Consider the following 22,790-nt stretch of genomic DNA (forward strand, 5'->3'; position numbering starts at 1 on the left):
AATGTAATTAGTTTAGCTCTATCTAATTACGAATGCGAATATTATTTTGTCCTAATTGAAGCTTTATAAACCTATATAAAATTGATCCTATGAAAACAATTTTACCCAATTCAAAATTAAAACAGTTTATCATTTTTGTTTTACTTATTCTATCTCTATTTATTTCAAATTGTTACGCTCAAAATTCCTATGATGGAAATTATTGTCCAGGTCCTGGAGCTGTTGGTGATGAATACGGTACAGGAACGGTGTTTAGCGCACTATTATCGACTTCTCCGTCTTCAACCTGTCAGGTTGGAACAATTAGAGCTAAAGTTGACACTCAAACTGAAGTATTAAGATTGGGAATGAATATCGGTAATAGTGGTGCAGCTCTTTTTAGATTGTATTTAGACACAGATAATAACAGCGCAACTGGATTAACTTCTGATACTTTTGGAGGAAGCATATCCGTAGCAGGAGCCGAATATGTTATAGAAATTAATTCTAATGCTAGCTCTTTTACATTATATAAATGGGACATTTTAACTCAACAATTAATCTTAGCAGATATTACTACTGGACTTGCTGCTAAAAGCGGTACTATTTGTACTAGTGGTGCTTCATTTCTAGAATTTAATATCCCTTTTGGAAGTCTTGGTATTAATATTTGCAATGCTACTCCTGGAATAATAAATATTACAAAATTAGCATCAGTTAGTGGTAACTCTGCTTCTTCAAAAAGATGTGTTGATACTCCTCTAACATTTGGTATTCCTCTAAAAGGTTCGGTGGGTCCTAATTCAACTGTATGCTATGGTGCAAATAGTACAACTCTAACAATTAGTGGTCTTCCTAGTAATGCAACTATTATTAATTGGGAATCATCAGTAAGTCCATTTACATCGTGGACTAATATAGGTAACATGTCAACTACTTATACTGCAACTAACTTATATGTAACTACGAAATACAGAGCCTTGTTTTCAAGTTCTGGCTTATGTAGTGGGTCTAGTATTTCAACCGTAGAAGCAACTGTAACAGTTCGCCCTGCCATAGTTGCAACTCTCAGTTCTCAAGTAAATGTCTCTTGTTTTGGTGGTAACGATGGTTCTGTTGTCATTACTCCTGCTGGAGGAACGGCTGGATACACCATCACGCCCGCTCAAACAGGATTGACTGCTGGTTTACATACCTTCACTGTGACGGATGCTAAAGGATGTCAAACTACAATTGATGTAACGATTACTGAGCCTGCTGTAGCTTTAAGTGCAACAGCCGGAACGCAAGTAAATGTGTCTTGTTTTGGTGGTAACGATGGGTCTGTTGTCATTACTCCTGCTGGAGGAACGGCTGGATACACCATCACACCTGCTCAAACAGGATTGACTGCTGGTTTAAAAACTTTTACCGTAACCGATGCTAAAGGATGTCAAACTACAGTTGATGTAACCATTACTGAGCCTGCTGTAGCTTTAAGCGCAACAGCCGGAACACAAGTAAATGTGTCTTGTTTTGGTGGTAACGATGGGTCTGTTGTCATTACTCCTGCTGGAGGAACGGCTGGATACACCATCACACCTGCTCAAACAGGATTGACTGCTGGTTTAAAAACTTTTACCGTAACGGATGCTAAAGGATGTCAAACTACTGTTCAGGTTACTATTACTGAACCTGCTGTAGCTTTAAGTGCAACGGCCGGAACACAAATAAATGTCTCTTGTTTTGGTGGTAACGATGGGTCTGTTGTCATTACTCCTGCTGGGGGAACGGCTGGATATACCATCACACCTGCTCAAACAGGATTGACTGCTGGTTTAAAAACTTTTACCGTAACCGATGCTAAAGGATGTCAAACTACAATTGATGTAACGATTACTGAGCCTGCTGTAGCTTTAAGCGCAACAGCCGGAACACAAATAAATGTCTCTTGTTTTGGTGGTAACGATGGGTCTGTTGTCATTACTCCTGCTGGAGGAACGGCTGGATATACCATCACACCTGCTCAAACAGGATTGACTGCTGGTTTGAAAACTTTTACCGTAACGGATGCTAAAGGATGTCAAACTACAATTGATGTAACCATTACTGAGCCTGCTGTAGCTTTAAGTGCAACAGCCGGAACACAAGTAAATGTGTCTTGTTTTGGTGGTAACGATGGGTCTGTTGTCATTACTCCTGCTGGGGGAACGGCTGGATACACTATCACGCCTGCTCAAACAGGATTGACTGCTGGTTTAAAAACTTTTACCGTAACCGATGCTAAAGGATGTCAAACTACAATTGATGTAACGATTACTGAGCCTGCTCTAGCTTTAAGCGCAACAGCCGGAACACAAGTAAATGTGTCTTGTTTTGGTGGTAACGATGGGTCTGTTGTCATTACTCCTGCTGGAGGAACGGCTGGATACACCATCACGCCCGCTCAAACAGGATTGACTGCTGGTTTAAAAACTTTTACCGTAACCGATGCTAAAGGATGTCAAACTACAATTGATGTAACGATTACTGAGCCTGCTGTAGCTTTAAGTGCAACAGCCGGAACACAAGTAAATGTGTCTTGTTTTGGTGGTAACGATGGGTCTGTTGTCATTACTCCTGCTGGAGGAACGGCTGGATATACCATCACACCTGCTCAAACAGGATTGACTGCTGGTTTGAAAACTTTTACCGTAACCGATGCTAAAGGATGTCAAACTACAATTGATGTAACGATTACTGAGCCTGCTCTAGCTTTAAGTGCAACAGCCGGAACACAAGTAAATGTGTCTTGTTTTGGTGGTAACGATGGGTCTGTTGTCATTACTCCTGCTGGAGGAACGGCTGGATACACCATCACACCTGCTCAAACAGGATTGACTGCTGGTTTAAAAACTTTTACCGTAACGGATGCTAAAGGATGTCAAACTACAATTGATGTAACGATTACTGAGCCTGCTCTAGCTTTAAGTGCAACAGCCGGAACACAAGTAAATGTGTCTTGTTTTGGTGGTAACGATGGGTCTGTTGTCATTACTCCTGCTGGAGGAACGGCTGGATACACCATCACACCTGCTCAAACAGGATTGACTGCTGGTTTACATACGTTCACCGTAACCGATGCTAAAGGATGTCAAACTACAGTTGATGTAACCATTACTGAGCCTGCTCTAGCTTTAAGTGCAACAGCCGGAACACAAGTAAATGTGTCTTGTTTTGGTGGTAACGATGGGTCTGTTGTCATTACTCCTGCTGGAGGAACGGCTGGATACACTATCACGCCTGCTCAAACAGGATTGACTGCTGGTTTAAAAACTTTTACCGTAACCGATGCTAAAGGATGTCAAACTACAATTGATGTAACGATTACTGAGCCTGCTCTAGCTTTAAGTGCAACAGCCGGAACACAAGTAAATGTGTCTTGTTTTGGTGGTAACGATGGGTCTGTTGTCATTACTCCTGCTGGAGGAACGGCTGGATACACCATCACACCTGCTCAAACAGGATTGACTGCTGGTTTAAAAACTTTTACCGTAACGGATGCTAAAGGATGTCAAACTACAATTGATGTAACGATTACTGAGCCTGCTCTAGCTTTAAGTGCAACAGCCGGAACACAAGTAAATGTGTCTTGTTTTGGTGGTAACGATGGGTCTGTTGTCATTACTCCTGCTGGAGGAACGGCTGGATATACCATCACACCTGCTCAAACAGGATTGACTGCTGGTTTGAAAACTTTTACCGTAACCGATGCTAAAGGATGTCAAACTACAATTGATGTAACGATTACTGAGCCTGCTGTAGCTTTAAGTGCAACAGCCGGAACGCAAATAAATGTGTCTTGTTTTGGTGGTAACGATGGGTCTGTTGTCATTACTCCTGCTGGAGGAACGGCTGGATACACCATCACACCCGCTCAAACAGGATTGACTGCTGGTTTAAAAACTTTTACCGTAACCGATGCTAAAGGATGTCAAACTACAATTGATGTAACGATTACTGAGCCTGCTCTAGCTTTAAGTGCAACAGCCGGAACACAAGTAAATGTGTCTTGTTTTGGTGGTAACGATGGGTCTGTTGTCATTACTCCTGCTGGAGGAACGGCTGGATACACCATCACACCTGCTCAAACAGGATTGACTGCTGGTTTAAAAACTTTTACCGTAACGGATGCTAAAGGATGTCAAACTACAGTTGATGTAACCATTACTGAGCCTGCTCTAGCTTTAAGTGCAACAGCCGGAACACAAGTAAATGTGTCTTGTTTTGGTGGTAACGATGGGTCTGTTGTCATTACTCCTGCTGGAGGAACGGCTGGATACACCATCACACCTGCTCAAACAGGATTGACTGCTGGTTTACATACGTTCACCGTAACCGATGCTAAAGGATGTCAAACTACAGTTGATGTAACCATTACTGAGCCTGCTCTAGCTTTAAGTGCAACAGCCGGAACACAAGTAAATGTGTCTTGTTTTGGTGGTAACGATGGGTCTGTTGTCATTACTCCTGCTGGAGGAACGGCTGGATACACCATCACGCCCGCTCAAACAGGATTGACTGCTGGTTTAAAAACTTTTACCGTAACCGATGCTAAAGGATGTCAAACTACAGTTGATGTAACCATTACTGAGCCTGCTGTAGCTTTAAGCGCAACAGCCGGAACACAAGTAAATGTGTCTTGTTTTGGTGGTAACGATGGGTCTGTTGTCATTACTCCTGCTGGAGGAACGGCTGGATACACCATCACACCTGCTCAAACAGGATTGACTGCTGGTTTAAAAACTTTTACCGTAACCGATGCTAAAGGATGTCAAACTACTGTTCAGGTTACTATTACTGAACCTGCTGTAGCTTTAAGTGCAACGGCCGGAACACAAATAAATGTCTCTTGTTTTGGTGGTAACGATGGGTCTGTTGTCATTACTCCTGCTGGAGGAACGGCTGGATATACCATCACACCTGCTCAAACAGGATTGACTGCTGGTTTGAAAACTTTTACCGTAACGGATGCTAAAGGATGTCAAACTACAATTGATGTAACCATTACTGAGCCTGCTGTAGCTTTAAGTGCAACAGCCGGAACACAAGTAAATGTGTCTTGTTTTGGTGGTAACGATGGGTCTGTTGTCATTACTCCTGCTGGGGGAACGGCTGGATACACTATCACGCCTGCTCAAACAGGATTGACTGCTGGTTTAAAAACTTTTACCGTAACCGATGCTAAAGGATGTCAAACTACAATTGATGTAACGATTACTGAGCCTGCTCTAGCTTTAAGCGCAACAGCCGGAACACAAGTAAATGTGTCTTGTTTTGGTGGTAACGATGGGTCTGTTGTCATTACTCCTGCTGGAGGAACGGCTGGATACACCATCACGCCCGCTCAAACAGGATTGACTGCTGGTTTAAAAACTTTTACCGTAACCGATGCTAAAGGATGTCAAACTACAATTGATGTAACGATTACTGAGCCTGCTGTAGCTTTAAGTGCAACAGCCGGAACACAAGTAAATGTGTCTTGTTTTGGTGGTAACGATGGGTCTGTTGTCATTACTCCTGCTGGAGGAACGGCTGGATATACCATCACACCTGCTCAAACAGGATTGACTGCTGGTTTGAAAACTTTTACCGTAACCGATGCTAAAGGATGTCAAACTACAATTGATGTAACGATTACTGAGCCTGCTGTAGCTTTAAGTGCAACAGCCGGAACGCAAATAAATGTGTCTTGTTTTGGTGGTAACGATGGGTCTGTTGTCATTACTCCTGCTGGAGGAACGGCTGGATACACCATCACACCTGCTCAAACAGGATTGACTGCTGGTTTAAAAACTTTTACCGTAACCGATGCTAAAGGATGTCAAACTACAATTGATGTAACGATTACTGAGCCTGCTCTAGCTTTAAGTGCAACAGCCGGAACACAAGTAAATGTGTCTTGTTTTGGTGGTAACGATGGGTCTGTTGTCATTACTCCTGCTGGAGGAACGGCTGGATACACCATCACACCTGCTCAAACAGGATTGACTGCTGGTTTAAAAACTTTTACCGTAACCGATGCTAAAGGATGTCAAACTACAATTGATGTAACCATTACTGAGCCTGCTCTAGCTTTAAGTGCAACAGCCGGAACACAAGTAAATGTGTCTTGTTTTGGTGGTAACGATGGGTCTGTTGTCATTACTCCTGCTGGGGGAACGGCTGGATACACTATCACGCCTGCTCAAACAGGATTGACTGCTGGTTTACATACGTTCACCGTAACCGATGCTAAAGGATGTCAAACTACAGTTGATGTAACCATTACTGAGCCTGCTCTAGCTTTAAGTGCAACAGCCGGAACACAAGTAAATGTGTCTTGTTTTGGTGGTAACGATGGGTCTGTTGTCATTACTCCTGCTGGGGGAACGGCTGGATACACTATCACGCCTGCTCAAACAGGATTGACTGCTGGTTTAAAAACTTTTACCGTAACGGATGCTAAAGGATGTCAAACTACAATTGATGTAACGATTACTGAGCCTGCTCTAGCTTTAAGCGCAACGGCCGGAACACAAGTAAATGTGTCTTGTTTTGGTGGTAACGATGGGTCTGTTGTCATTACTCCTGCTGGAGGAACGGCTGGATACACCATCACGCCCGCTCAAACAGGATTGACTGCTGGTTTAAAAACTTTTACCGTAACGGATGCTAAAGGATGTCAAACTACTGTTCAGGTTACTATTACTGAACCTGCTGTAGCTTTAAGTGCAACGGCCGGAACACAAATAAATGTCTCTTGTTTTGGTGGTAACGATGGGTCTGTTGTCATTACTCCTGCTGGGGGAACGGCTGGATATACCATCACACCTGCTCAAACAGGATTGACTGCTGGTTTAAAAACTTTTACCGTAACCGATGCTAAAGGATGTCAAACTACTGTTCAGGTTACTATTACTGAACCTGCTGTAGCTTTAAGCGCAACAGCCGGAACACAAGTAAATGTCTCTTGTTTTGGTGGTAACGATGGTTCTGTTGTCATTACTCCTGCTGGAGGAACGGCTGGATATACCATCACACCTGCTCAAACAGGATTGACTGCTGGTTTAAAAACTTTTACCGTAACCGATGCTAAAGGATGTCAAACTACAATTGATGTAACCATTACTGAGCCTGCTGTAGCTTTAAGTGCAACAGCCGGAACACAAGTAAATGTGTCTTGTTTTGGTGGTAACGATGGGTCTGTTGTCATTACTCCTGCTGGGGGAACGGCTGGATACACTATCACGCCTGCTCAAACAGGATTGACTGCTGGTTTAAAAACTTTTACCGTAACGGATGCTAAAGGATGTCAAACTACTGTTCAGGTTACTATTACTGAGCCTGCTCTAGCTTTAAGCGCAACAGCCGGAACACAAGTAAATGTGTCTTGTTTTGGTGGTAACGATGGGTCTGTTGTCATTACTCCTGCTGGAGGAACGGCTGGATACACCATCACGCCCGCTCAAACAGGATTGACTGCTGGTTTAAAAACTTTTACCGTAACCGATGCTAAAGGATGTCAAACTACAATTGATGTAACGATTACTGAGCCTGCTCTAGCTTTAAGTGCAACAGCCGGAACACAAGTAAATGTGTCTTGTTTTGGTGGTAACGATGGGTCTGTTGTCATTACTCCTGCTGGAGGAACGGCTGGATACACCATCACACCTGCTCAAACAGGATTGACTGCTGGTTTAAAAACTTTTACCGTAACGGATGCTAAAGGATGTCAAACTACTGTTCAGGTTACTATTACTGAACCTGCTGTAGCTTTAAGTGCAACGGCCGGAACACAAATAAATGTCTCTTGTTTTGGTGGTAACGATGGGTCTGTTGTCATTACTCCTGCTGGAGGAACGGCTGGATATACCATCACACCTGCTCAAACAGGATTGACTGCTGGTTTAAAAACTTTTACCGTAACCGATGCTAAAGGATGTCAAACTACAATTGATGTAACCATTACTGAGCCTGCTGTAGCTTTAAGTGCAACAGCCGGAACACAAATAAATGTCTCTTGTTTTGGTGGTAACGATGGGTCTGTTGTCATTACTCCTGCTGGGGGAACGGCTGGATACACTATCACGCCTGCTCAAACAGGATTGACTGCTGGTTTAAAAACTTTTACCGTAACGGATGCTAAAGGATGTCAAACTACTGTTCAGGTTACTATTACTGAGCCTGCTCTAGCTTTAAGCGCAACAGCCGGAACACAAGTAAATGTGTCTTGTTTTGGTGGTAACGATGGGTCTGTTGTCATTACTCCTGCTGGAGGAACGGCTGGATACACCATCACGCCCGCTCAAACAGGATTGACTGCTGGTTTAAAAACTTTTACCGTAACCGATGCTAAAGGATGTCAAACTACAATTGATGTAACGATTACTGAGCCTGCTCTAGCTTTAAGTGCAACAGCCGGAACACAAGTAAATGTGTCTTGTTTTGGTGGTAACGATGGGTCTGTTGTCATTACTCCTGCTGGAGGAACGGCTGGATACACCATCACACCTGCTCAAACAGGATTGACTGCTGGTTTAAAAACTTTTACCGTAACGGATGCTAAAGGATGTCAAACTACTGTTCAGGTTACTATTACTGAACCTGCTGTAGCTTTAAGTGCAACGGCCGGAACACAAATAAATGTCTCTTGTTTTGGTGGTAACGATGGGTCTGTTGTCATTACTCCTGCTGGAGGAACGGCTGGATACACCATCACACCTGCTCAAACAGGATTGACTGCTGGTTTGAAAACTTTTACCGTAACCGATGCTAAAGGATGTCAAACTACAATTGATGTAACGATTACTGAGCCTGCTGTAGCTTTAAGTGCAACAGCCGGAACACAAGTAAATGTGTCTTGTTTTGGTGGTAACGATGGGTCTGTTGTCATTACTCCTGCTGGGGGAACGGCTGGATACACTATCACGCCTGCTCAAACAGGATTGACTGCTGGTTTAAAAACTTTTACCGTAACGGATGCTAAAGGATGTCAAACTACTGTTCAGGTTACTATTACTGAGCCTGCTCTAGCTTTAAGCGCAACAGCCGGAACACAAGTAAATGTGTCTTGTTTTGGTGGTAACGATGGGTCTGTTGTCATTACTCCTGCTGGAGGAACGGCTGGATACACCATCACGCCCGCTCAAACAGGATTGACTGCTGGTTTAAAAACTTTTACCGTAACCGATGCTAAAGGATGTCAAACTACAATTGATGTAACGATTACTGAGCCTGCTCTAGCTTTAAGTGCAACAGCCGGAACACAAGTAAATGTGTCTTGTTTTGGTGGTAACGATGGGTCTGTTGTCATTACTCCTGCTGGAGGAACGGCTGGATACACCATCACACCTGCTCAAACAGGATTGACTGCTGGTTTAAAAACTTTTACCGTAACGGATGCTAAAGGATGTCAAACTACTGTTCAGGTTACTATTACTGAACCTGCTGTAGCTTTAAGTGCAACGGCCGGAACACAAATAAATGTGTCTTGTTTTGGTGGTAACGATGGGTCTGTTGTCATTACTCCTGCTGGAGGAACGGCTGGATATACCATCACACCTGCTCAAACAGGATTGACTGCTGGTTTGAAAACTTTTACCGTAACCGATGCTAAAGGATGTCAAACTACAATTGATGTAACGATTACTGAGCCTGCTGTAGCTTTAAGTGCAACGGCCGGAACACAAGTAAATGTGTCTTGTTTTGGTGGTAACGATGGGTCTGTTGTCATTACTCCTGCTGGAGGAACGGCTGGATACACCATCACACCTGCTCAAACAGGATTGACTGCTGGTTTAAAAACTTTTACCGTAACGGATGCTAAAGGATGTCAAACTACTGTTCAGGTTACTATTACTGAACCTGCTGTAGCTTTAAGTGCAACAGCCGGAACACAAATAAATGTCTCTTGTTTTGGTGGTAACGATGGGTCTGTTGTCATTACTCCTGCTGGAGGAACGGCTGGATACACCATCACACCTGCTCAAACAGGATTGACAGCTGGTTTACATACCTTCACCGTAACCGATGCTAAAGGATGTCAAACTACAGTTGATGTAACCATTACTGAGCCTGCTGTAGCTTTAAGTGCAACAGCCGGAACACAAGTAAATGTGTCTTGTTTTGGTGGTAACGATGGGTCTGTTGTCATTACTCCTGCTGGAGGAACGGCTGGATATACCATCACACCTGCTCAAACAGGATTGACTGCTGGTTTAAAAACTTTTACCGTAACGGATGCTAAAGGATGTCAAACTACAGTTAATGTAACCATTACTCAACCAGAAATCGCAGTATCTGTTAGCGGAATTGCTACTAATGTTTCTTGTTTTGGTCAAGCTAATGGTTCGATTACTGTAACTAATAGTACTGGTTCTACTGTGGTAATAACGAATGCTACTAATCAAGTGGTATCTAATATAAACTTACCTGCTGGAACTTATACTCTTACCGCTACAGCAAATGGTGGTAATGAAGGAAATTCTTGTTCAGCTACTGCTCAAGTAATCATCACACAACCTGAAATTGCAGTAACCGTTAGCGGAATTGCTACCAATGTTACTTGTTTTGGTCTAGCCAATGGCTCAATCGCAGTAACTAGTAGTACAGGTTCTATTGTTGTAATAACCAATGCAGCTAACGAGGTTTTATCTAATACCAACTTGCCTGCTGGAACTTATACTCTTACAGCTAATGATGAAAGAGCATTCTGTAATGCTACAACTTCCGTTACTATTACTCAACCAGAAAAAATTGAACCTATAATAATTGAAAGTACTGCATGTAATACTGATAATACATTAACTATTGATTTAGTAACTCTCTTACCTCAAGGTACTCCATTAAATGGTATTTGGATTGATGATAATACCGGAGTTCTAATAGGAAATATATTCACTCCTTTTGGCGTATCTCAAGGTATTTATAATATTCAATATGAAATTGAAACTGATGGTTGTCCAATAACATATATCATAAAAATGAATGTTTCTGATGCGGATTGTGGTATTGTTTTAGGTTGTGGTGTCGTTGAAGTACACAATGCTTTTTCTCCTAATGGTGATGGAATTAATGAGCAATTTATAATTGATAATATAGAAGACACAATATGTTATCCCGAAAATACTGTTGAAATCTATAACCGTTGGGGAATATTAGTTTATGAAACTCAAGGATATAATAATACTAGTAAAGTTTTTACGGGTATATCACAAGGTAGAACGACAATTAGCCAGTCTTCTGGATTACCTTCTGGAACGTATTTTTATATATTAAATTATACATCAGTTGATGGAAATGGAAATATTCAAACCAATAAAAAGAATGGTTATTTATACCTTACAAGATAAAACAAACTCAAATCTGATTCTAAGAATTAAAAACTCTTAGATTAAAAAAATAGAACAAAATGAAGAGAAAAATCATATTATCAGTTTTACTATTTGCGGGAATTGTAAGTTATGCGCAACAAGATTCCCAGTTCACACAGTACATGTATAACACAGTCAATGTCAATCCTGCTTATGCTGGGTCAAGAGGAGTTATGAGTATATTTGCTTTACATCGTACACAATGGGTAGGATTAGATGGCGCACCTACTACAAATGCTGTCTCAATAAACACTCCTTTAAATTCCAGCAAATTAGGTTTAGGGGTGTCAGTAATAAATGATAAAATTGGTCCAATTCATGAAAACACTATTTCTGCAGATTTATCATATACAGTTCCAACATCTGAAACTTTTAAGTTGTCCTTTGGAGTTAAAGCAACTGCTAATTTATTTGATTTAGATGTGTCAAAATTAAATCCTGTTGATGATGACCCAAGTTTACATGATTATAATAATAAATTTTCACCAAATATAGGTGTAGGTCTATACCTTCATTCCAGTAAAGCTTATGTAGGTTTTTCGGTTCCAAATTTTATAGAATCTAATCGTTACGATAGTAATGAAGTTGCCATTTTTAAAGAAAAAATAAACTATTATTTAATTGCTGGTTATGTATTTGATCTTAATAGCAACATTAAATTTAAACCTGCCTTACTTACTAAAATGGTAAAGGGTGCCCCTCTTCAAGTTGATGTTTCTGGAAACTTTATGTTTAATGATAAGTTTATGGTTGGATTAGCATATAGATGGAGTGCTGCTATAAGTGCAATGGTTGGAATGCAAATATCTGATGGATTATATATTGGCTATGGTTATGACCTTGACAACACTAAATTGGATAATTATAATTCCGGCTCTCATGAAATATTCTTGCGATATGAATTATTTAAAAATAATGACAAAATTACGACTCCAAGATTCTTTTAATATATTTATATTATGAAAAACTATATAATCCTTTACCTATCATTAATAAGTATTTTTTCTTTCAACGGTTATTCACAAAAAGTGGAATTAAAAGCCGCAGATAAAAAATATGAAAACTTTGCCTACATAGATGCTATAAAAACATATGAAAGAGTAGCTGAAAAAGGATACAAATCTATTGATATGTTTCAAAAGTTAGGAAATGCTTATTACTTTAATGGAGAACTAAGTAATGCTGCTAAATGGTATACCGAACTATTTGCGATGACATCTGATTTAGAACCAAAATATTATTACCGCTATTCTCAATCATTAAGATCAATTGGTGAGAATGATAAAGCAAATGAAATTTTAGAAAAATTTAATCAGATTTCAGGGAATGATTCAAGAGGTAAGTTATTTGTAAAAAACGAAAATTATCTTGACGCTATTAAGGCAAATTCAGGAAGATATAAAGTGGAAGATGCTGGAATAAATTCTCAATATTCAGATTACGGTACAACAAAATATCTAGACAAAATTATTTTCACTTCGGCTAGAGATACTGGAAGTATAAGTAAACGTAAACATACTTGGACTAATCAATATTTTACAAATCTGTATGCTACAGATGTTGATAAAGACATGAACCCTGGAATTCCAAGTAAATTTGATGAAAATGTAAATTCAAAATTTAATGAATCCACTCCTGCATTTACTAAAGATGGAAAAACGATGTATTTCACTAGAAATAATTTTCTAGATGGAAAAAAAGGAAAAGATGGTAAACAAATTACACTCATAAAAATATATAAAGCGGTATTAGATAATAACAAATGGTCCAATATAATCGAATTACCATTTAATAGTGATAGTTACAGTACTGCACACCCTGCATTAAGCCCAGATGAAAAAACGTTATATTTTGCTTCTGATATGCCAGGAACGATTGGTCAGTCTGATTTATTTAAAGTAGAAATTAATGAAGATGGAACTTATTCTACTCCAGAAAACTTAGGAAAAACAATAAACACTGAGGGCCGTGAAACCTTTCCTTTTATAAATGATGAAAATGAAATTTATTTTGCATCAGACGGTCATCCAGGATTAGGAGGATTAGATATTTTTGTTTCAAAAATAAATTTAGATGGCTCATTTACTGAAGTACAAAATGTAGGGTCAGATGTAAACTCTTCAAAGGATGATTTTGCTTATTGGATTGATACTAATTCAAGAAAAGGTTACTTTTCTTCAAATAGAGATGGAGGTCCAGGATATGACGATATTTATAAGTTCTTAGAATTAAGAAAATTAGCATGTACCCAAGAATTATATGGAAAAATTACTGATTTAGTAACTTCTGAAGCCCTTCCTAATTCAAAAGTCAGTTTATTTGACAATCAATTTAATCTAATTAGCGAAGTTATTTCTGATGAAAAAGGGGACTATTTATTTTCTGTTGATTGTGATAAAACCTATAATGTAAGAGCACAAAAAGAAGAATATGCAACTAATGAGTTGAAAATTAAAATTTCTAATGAAAACGGTAGAACAAACTTACCAATCCCTTTAGAAAAAGCAGAATGTAAAGTAACTATAGGTGATGATTTAGGAAAATGTTTTGGCATAAAAATGATTTATTTTGACTTAGATAAATCCAATATTAGAGTTGAGGCAGCTTTAGATTTAGAAAAAATTCTAGATGTACTTAGACAAAACCCTACAATGAAATTAGACATTCGTTCCCATACTGATAGTAGACAAACTTTTAAATATAACGAAGCCTTATCAGATAGGAGATCAAAATCTACTATAAATTGGTTAATAAAAAATGGAATTGATTCTAGTAGACTTACTGGTAAAGGATATGGAGAAACTCAATTGGTAAACAAATGTTCCGATGGAGTAAAATGTACCGAAGAAGAACACCAAATGAATAGACGTAGTGAATTCATTATTACTGCATTATAATACACAAAAAAAAATAAAACCGAACCTCGAAAGTTATAGCTTCGAGGTTTTTTCGTTTTTATACCAAGCAATAATTTAATTCTTACCATTATTTAAATTTTAACCCAAAATGCATTGAATTGAAAGAATTATAATGTAAAAAAAATGTTAATTACTTGAAATATAAATACTTATATTACTAAAACTAACCTAAAAAATTAAATATTATCAATTAATTTTTTGATAGATTTACATCAAAAAACACATTTCAACGACTAATTAGGTTTTTTACGGAAAAAATTAAACAATACCACAAATTATTTATAACTTTAATTATAAATAAAAAGGTTTTCATTTTTAATAAGTAAAAATGAGAAAGGTAAACTGTCATGAAGGATTTTTTAACCCCAAAAAAGAAATTCCTTTAGATTTAAATTAATGCAAAATGCATTTGAACTTGAAGTTTTGAATTATTGTTGATTCAAAAAGTGAACTTTAAAATATTAAACATTATTCTATTAAAACTTTTAATTAAATAATAATCCTTTTAAAAAATTCTTAATCCCCAATAAGAAATTTTTTATTTTAAAAATTTGAATTTATCTCAATTTTTAAAAATTTATTTTACTTAGGTTTTAAAATTTAAAAAAAATTGAAATATCTTAAAAATACCACCTTATACAATTTACTCTTTTTTAAAAATAGTAAATTAATTTAATGATTAAAATACTTGAAAAAGTAGAAATCAATTAATTAGTAATACTTAAAACTGAGCATCAATTGATAATTTATCATAAATAAAACTCAATTTTTATAATTCCTATCGTTTTTATACAAAAAGCATAATACCCACTTTCGTTAATTTATTCAAAATAGTCATTTTTAATAAATATAAACTTTGAATACGCAATAATTCATAAAAAAATATGAGTTTCAATATTTAAAATACTCACACTTTCTAACGATTTAAAACAAATCAATATGAAAACTAACTTTACACTTTCGACAAAATTATTTATCATTATTTTATTAAGTTTATTTGCATCAATTACAAATATTTATGCTCAAGACACATTTGATGGTGACTATTGCCCAGCTCCTAACACTCCTGGAGATGAGTATGCAACTGGAATCTTTTTTAGCCAACAATTATCGGTTAATGCATCCTCAACTTGTCAAATTGGAACTATTCACGCAAAAGTTAATACTATAACTCAAGTATTAAGATTAGGAATGAATATTGGTAATGGTGGAGCTGCACTTTTTCGAATGTATTTAGATACAGATAACAATCCTATTACAGGGTTAACATCAGACACTTTTGGTGGAGCATTATCTGTAGCTGGTGCCGAGTATATTATTGAAATAAATTCCAATGCTTCTACATTTAATTTATATTCTGGCAATGGAAGTACATTAACTCCCCTTTTAGTTAATAATGGCCTTGCTGCTAAAAATGGGAGTGCAGTGGGTTGTAGTGCTGGTGGTGGTGAATTTTTAGAATTTAATATTCCATTTGGAAGTATTGGTATTAATATCTGTGATCCATTAAATCCCGGTTTTATTAAAATTACTAAATTAGCTTCTGTTAGCGGGAACTCTCCTTCTTCAAGTAGATGTATTAACACTGCTCTTACATTTGGTATACCATTGAAAGGTTCCGTTGAACCAAGTTCAACTGTTTGTTCAGGAATAAATAGTAGTCTTTTAAATGTTACAGGGATTACTGGTAGTTCTACTATTACTAAATGGCAATCATCAGTTAGTCCTTTTACTACTTGGACTGACATAGCAAATACATCATTAACCTATACTGCAACTAATTTAACTGCAACAACAAAATTTAGAGCACTTTTTTCTAATACAGGCTTATGTGCTGGAAATGATATCACTACAAGTGAAGCTACAATAACGGTTAATCCTTCTCCTAACGCACCAACCGCAAGCAATCAAACTGTTTGTTCCAATGGATCACCGACTCAAACTTTAACCGCAACAGCAACTGGAGGGACCATCACTTGGTATGATGCGGCAACTGCTGGAAATGTCGTAGCAACGCCTACTCAGGTAGGTGTAGGAACTAAAACCTATTATGCACAAGCTTCTAACGGAACTTGTCCTAGTTTAACCCGCACTCCAGTTGTATTAACTATAAATACTATACCAAGTGCACCATCTGCAAGTAATCAAACGGTATGTACAAATGGATCACCAACTCAAACATTAACCGCTACTGCAACGGGTGGAACTATCACCTGGTATGATGCTGCTACTGGTGGTAATGTAGTCGCCTCTCCTACTCAAGTAGGTGTGGGATCTAAAACCTATTATGCAGAAGCTTCTAATGGAACATGTTCTAGTTTGACTCGTACTATTGTTATTTTAACTATTAATCCTGCACAAAATGCACCATCCGCAAGTAACCAGACTGTATGTACCAATGGATCTCCTACACAAACTTTAACTGCTACAGCAACTGGGGGAACTATTACTTGGTACGATGCTGCTACTACTGGAAATGTGGTCGCCTCTCCTACTCAAGTGGGTGTGGGAACTAAAACCTATTATGCAGAAGCTTCAGACGGAACTTGTTCTAGTTTGACTCGCACTGCTGTTGTTTTAACTATTAATGTAGCACCTAACTCGCCAGCTGCAAGCAATCAAACTGTATGTACCAATGGATCTCCATCTCAAACTTTAACTGCTACAGCAACTGGTGGAACTATTACCTGGTATGATGCAGCTACTGCCGGAAATGTAGTTGCCTCTCCTACTCAAGTAGGTGTGGGAACTAAAACCTATTACGCAGAATCTTCTAATGGGACTTGTTCCAGTTTGACTCGTACTGCTGTTATTTTAACTATTAATCCTGCACCAAATGCACCAATTGCAAGCAATCAAACCGTTTGTACCAATGGATCTCCTACACAAACTTTAACTGCTACAGCAACTGGTGGAACTATTACTTGGTACGATGCAGCTACCGCTGGTAATATTATAACTACTCCAACACAAGTGGGTGTAGGAACTAAAACCTATTACGCCGAAGCTTCAAACGGAATTTGTTCTAGTCTAACTCGAACTCTGGTCATATTAACTATTAATCCCGCACCAAGTGCACCAGTTGCAAGCAACCAAACCGTTTGTACCAATGGATCACCAACACAAACTTTAACTGCTACAGCTACAGGTGGAACTATCACTTGGTATGATGCAGCTACTGCTGGAAATATAGTGTCCTCTCCTACTCAAATAGGTGTAGGTACTACAACCTATTACGCAGAATCTTCTAATGGGACTTGTTCCAGTTTGACTCGTACTGCTGTTATTTTGACTATTAATCCTGCACCTAGTACTCCAATTGCAAGTAATCAAACCGTTTGTACCAATGGATCTCCAACTCAAACATTAACTGCCACAGCTACAGGTGGAACTATAACTTGGTATGATGCAGCAACTGCTGGAAATAGTATAACTACTCCAACTCAAGTAGGTGTAGGAACGAAAACTTATTATGCCGAAGCTTCTAACGGAACTTGTTCTAGCCTAACTCGTACTCAGGTCATATTAACTATTAATCCTGCACCAAATGCACCAGTTGCAAGCAACCAAACTGTTTGTACAAATGGATCTCCAACTCAAACTTTGACTGCTACAGCAACTGGTGGAACTATAACTTGGTATGATGCAGCTACAGCTGGAAATATAGTACCCTCACCTACTCAAATAGGTGTAGGAACAAAAACTTATTACGCCGAAGCTTCAAATGGTACCTGCTCCAGTTTGACTCGTACTGCGGTTATATTAACTATTAATCCTGCACCAAATGCACCAGAAGCGAGCAATCAAACCGTTTGTACCAATGGATCTCCCACTCAAACTTTAACTGCTACAGCAACTGGAGGAACTATTACTTGGTATGATGCAGCGACTGCTGGAAATATAATGGCCTCTCCTACTCAGGTTGGTGTAGGTACAAGTACATATTATGCACAGGCTTCAAACGGTACTTGTTCTAGTTTGACTCGTACTACCGTTATTTTAACTATTAATTCTGCACCAAATGCACCTATTTCCAGCAACCAAACCGTTTGTACCAATGGATCACCAACTCAAACTTTAACCGCTACAGCAACTGGGGGAATTATCACTTGGTATGATGCGGCAACAGCTGGAAATATTGTAGCCTCTCCTACTCAAATAGGTATAGGAACTAAAACCTATTACGCGCAAGCGTCAAATGGTACTTGTTCTAGTTTGACTCGTACCCCTGTTATATTAACTATTAATCCTGCGCCAAATGCGCCAGTTACAAGTAACCAAACTGTTTGTACCAATGGATCTCTAACACAAACTTTAACTGCTACAGCAACTGGTGGAACTGTAACTTGGTATGATGCAGCTACTGCTGGAAATGTAGTACCTTCTCCTACTCAAGTGGGTATAGGAACTACAACCTATTACGCCGAAGCTTCAAATGGAACTTGTTCTAGCCTAACTCGTACTCCCGTTGTATTAACAATCAACCCTGCGCCAAATGCCCCAGTTGCAAGTAACCAAACTGTTTGTACCAATGGATCTCTAACACAAACTTTAACTGCTACAGCATCTGGAGGAACTATTACTTGGTATGATGCAGTTACTGCTGGAAATGTAGTACCTTCTCCTATTCAAGTGGGTATAGGTACAAGTACATATTATGCCGAAGCTTCAAATGGTACTTGTTCTAGTTTGACTCGTACTGCTGTTATTTTAACAATTAATGATGGGTCAATTCCACCATCCGCAACTAATCAAACTATTTGTACTAATGGCTCTCCAACTCAGACATTAACAGCTACAGCATCTGGAGGAATTATAACTTGGTATGACGCAGCCACTGCTGGTAATGTTGTTAACTCTCCTACTCAGGTCGGTGTAGGTACAAGTACATATTATGCACAGGCTTCAAACGGTACGTGTTCTAGTTTAACTCGCACTGCAGTTGTATTAACTATTAATCCTGCACCAAATGCACCAGTTGCAAGAAATCAAACCGTTTGTACCAATGGCTTACAAACTCAAACTTTGACAGCTACAGCCACTGGAGGAACTATAACTTGGTATGATGCTGCTACTGCTGGAAATGTTGTAACCACTCCTATCCAAATGGGTGTAGGAACTAAAACCTATTATGCCGAAGCATCAAATGGTACCTGTTCAAGTTTAACTCGTACCCCTGTTATATTAACTATTAATCCTGCACCAACCGCTCCGGTTGCAAGTAATCAAACCGTTTGTACTGATGGATCTCCATCTCAAACTTTAACCGCTACGGCAACTGGTGGAACTATTACTTGGTATGATGCAGCAACCGCTGGAAATGAGGTAACAACTCCTACCCAAGTAGGTATAGGAACAATAACTTATTATGCAGAAGCTTCAAATGGAACTTGTTCCAGTTTGACTCGTACTCCCGTTGTATTAAAAATTAATGCTGCGCCTAGTGCTCCTATTGCAAGTAATCAAACGATTTGTACCAATGGTTCAACAACTCAAACTTTGACAGCTACGGCAACTGGTGGAACTATTACTTGGTATGATGCAGCAACCGCTGGAAATGTGGTAACAACTCCTACCCAAGTAGGTATAGGAACAATAACTTATTATGCAGAAGCTTCTAACGGAACTTGCTCAAGTTTGACTCGTACTCCCGTTGTATTAACAATTAATGCTGCACCTAATGCACCAGCTGCAAACAATCAAACAGTTTGTAGCGATGGTTCACAAACTCAAACTTTAACTGCTACAGCTACTGGAGGTACCATTACTTGGTACGATGCAGCCATTGCAGGAAATGTGGTGACAACTCCTACTCAAATAGGTTTAGGAACAGTAACTTATTATGCAGAAGCTTCTAACGGAACTTGTTCTAGCTTGACTCGTACTGCCGTTGTATTGACTATAAACTCTTGTTCAATCGCTTTAGTGAAAACAAATGATATTACAGTTGGTCCTAATGGATGCGCTGATTTAAAAGTTGGTGATGTTGTAACTTATACTTTTACCGTCACTAATCTTGGTAATTCAAGTTTACATGATGTAGTTGTTATTGACTCTCATATAGGTTTATCAACTATTACACTACAAAGTGGTGATAGTAATAATAATAGTATATTAGAAGTTAGTGAGAATTGGATTTATGAAGCAACATATACCGTAACGCAGATTGATATTGATAATGGCAGTATTACTAATCAAGCTACAGTTAATGCAACTGCATCTGATTCTACATTGGTATCTGATCCATCCGGGAATTCAACAACTAATGATGAGCCAAATGTCATTCCTATTTGTACAACAGCTAAAATTGCCTTAGTAAAAACAAATGATATTGAAGTTGGCCCTAATGGATGTGCTGATTTAAAAGTTGGTGATGTGGTAACTTATACTTTTAGCGTAGTTAATCTTGGTAATGTAAGTTTACATGACATAGTAGTTCTTGACAATCATGCCGGTTTATCAACAATTGCGCTACAAAGTGGTGATAGTAATAATAACAGTATTTTAGAAGTTACAGAAAATTGGATTTATAAAGCAACCTATACCGTTACTCAAACCGATATCGATACTGGTAGTATTACTAATCAAGCTTTTGTTAATGGTACTACACCTAAAGAAACAGAAGTAACTGACCAATCTGGGAATTCAACAACTAATGATGAACCAAATGTCATTCCTATTTGCACAACTGCTAAAATTGTCATTGTAAAATCCAACAATATTGAAGTTGGACCTAATGGATGTGCCGATTTAAAAGTTGGTGATGTTGTAACTTATACTTTTACCGTGACTAATCTTGGTAATGTAAGTTTACATGATGTGGCTGTTCTTGACCCTCATATTGATCTATCAACAATTGTATTGCAAAGTGGTGATAGCAATAGTAACAGTATTTTAGAAGTTAATGAAAATTGGATTTATACAGCTACCTATACTGTTGATCAAAGCGATATCGATACTGGTAGTATAACTAATCAAGCTTCCGTTAATGGTACTGCACCTAATGCCACAGTAGTAATGGACCAATCTGGTGATTCTACTACTAATGATGAACCAAATGTAATTCCTATTTGTACTACAGCTAAAATTGCAATAGTAAAAAGTAATGATGTTGAAGTGGGACCAAATGGATGTGCTACTCTAAAAGTTGGTGATGTGGTTACTTATACCTTTAGCGTGACAAATTTTGGTAATGTAAGTTTACATGATATAGGCGTTATTGATTTGCATTCAGGCATATCAGCTATTGTTTTGCAAAGTGGTGATAGTAATAATAACAATATATTAGAAGTTACTGAGAATTGGATTTATAAAGCAACTTATACTGTAACCCAAACTGATATTGATACGGGTAGTATCACTAATCAGGCTTCTGTAAACGGTACTGCACCTAATGCAACAATAATAACTGACCAATCTGGTGATTTAGCTACTAATGATGAACCAAATGTAATTCCAATTTGTTCTACAAATAGTATTGCTTTAGTCAAAACTGCAGTTATAGGAGGCGCTGGTGCTGTTGGTGATGTTATTACTTATACATTCGCAGTTACAAATACTGGTAATGCAACGATAACAAATATTATTATCACGGATATTACAGAACCATTAATTGGATTAACATTTACAAATAGTATAATAAGTGCACTTGCACCTGGAGTTACTAATAGTACAATAACTGGAACGTATATTATTACACAAACTGATATTAATTTAGGACATGTAACTAATTCCGCTTTAGCTGTGGGTCAAGATCCTAAAGGAAATGATGTGAGGGATATCTCTGGGACAACTATAGAGAATGATACTCCAACCATTACAACTTTAATTCAAAATCCTAGTTTAACAGTTATAAAAACGTCAAATACTGAATTTTATAGTTCGGTTGGTGATATAATCAATTATACTATTCAAGTAAAAAACACTGGAAATGTAACACTTCATCAAATAACTGTCACAGATCCACTAACTAGTTTGGATACAATTATTGAATTATTAGGTCCTGGTGAAACTCAAGAATTTAATCAAAATTATACAGTAACACAAAATGACAGAGAAACTGGATCAGTTACCAATGTAGCTAATGCAACTGGTTTCACTCCAAATGAGTCTTCAATAAGTGCGTCAGATACTGTAGTTGTGGAGGCTGCAATAGTCTTAGGTTGTGGAAGTATCACTGTTCATAATGCGTTTTCTCCTAATGGTGATGGTATAAATGAACTCTTTATCATCGACAATATTGATGATACTCTTTGTTATCCTGATAATACGGTAGAAATCTATAATCGTTGGGGAATCTTAGTTTTTGAAACAAGAAATTATGACAATGTGAATAGAGTCTTTAAAGGTTTTTCAGAAGGTCGTACAACAATTAGCCAGTCATCAGGATTACCTACAGGAACTTATTATTACATCCTGAGCTACTCTTCTATTGATGGTAATGGTGGTGTTCAAGTCAATAAAAAAGATGGGTATCTATACCTTACCAGATAAATATAACTCAAATATATAACTCCTGAGG

The 22,790-nt window shown here is 38.2% G+C and carries 4 protein-coding genes; all 4 read left to right on the top strand.

Annotated features, from left to right (window positions below):
- Nucleotides 1-89: 89 nt before the first annotated feature.
- The 4 genes from AB3G33_RS12655 (at nucleotide 90) to AB3G33_RS12670 (ending at nucleotide 22,762) form a co-directional block, all read left to right on the top strand.
- Complete coding sequence (locus AB3G33_RS12655; RefSeq protein ID WP_367770069.1) at nucleotides 90-11,330, top strand: gliding motility-associated C-terminal domain-containing protein; 11,241 nt, start codon at nucleotides 90-92, stop codon at nucleotides 11,328-11,330.
- A gap of 59 nt (nucleotides 11,331-11,389) precedes the next feature.
- The gene (locus AB3G33_RS12660) at nucleotides 11,390-12,298 is read left to right on the top strand and encodes a type IX secretion system membrane protein PorP/SprF (RefSeq protein ID WP_367753228.1); all 909 of its coding nucleotides are present in this window, start codon (nucleotides 11,390-11,392) and stop codon (nucleotides 12,296-12,298) included.
- Nucleotides 12,299-12,310: 12 nt separating this feature from the next.
- Nucleotides 12,311-14,248 carry an OmpA family protein gene (locus AB3G33_RS12665; protein WP_367770072.1) on the top strand — a complete coding sequence of 646 codons (1,938 nt, stop codon included), beginning with the start codon at nucleotides 12,311-12,313 and terminating at the stop codon, nucleotides 14,246-14,248.
- Nucleotides 14,249-15,208: 960 nt separating this feature from the next.
- A complete protein-coding gene (locus tag AB3G33_RS12670; protein ID WP_367770074.1) occupies nucleotides 15,209-22,762 on the top strand; it encodes a gliding motility-associated C-terminal domain-containing protein in 7,554 nt (2,517 codons plus the stop codon).
- The last annotated feature ends 28 nt before the right edge of the window (nucleotides 22,763-22,790 follow it).

The sequence above is a fragment of the Flavobacterium sp. WC2421 genome, from assembly GCF_040822115.1.
Taxonomy (GTDB): Bacteria; Bacteroidota; Bacteroidia; order Flavobacteriales; family Flavobacteriaceae; genus Flavobacterium.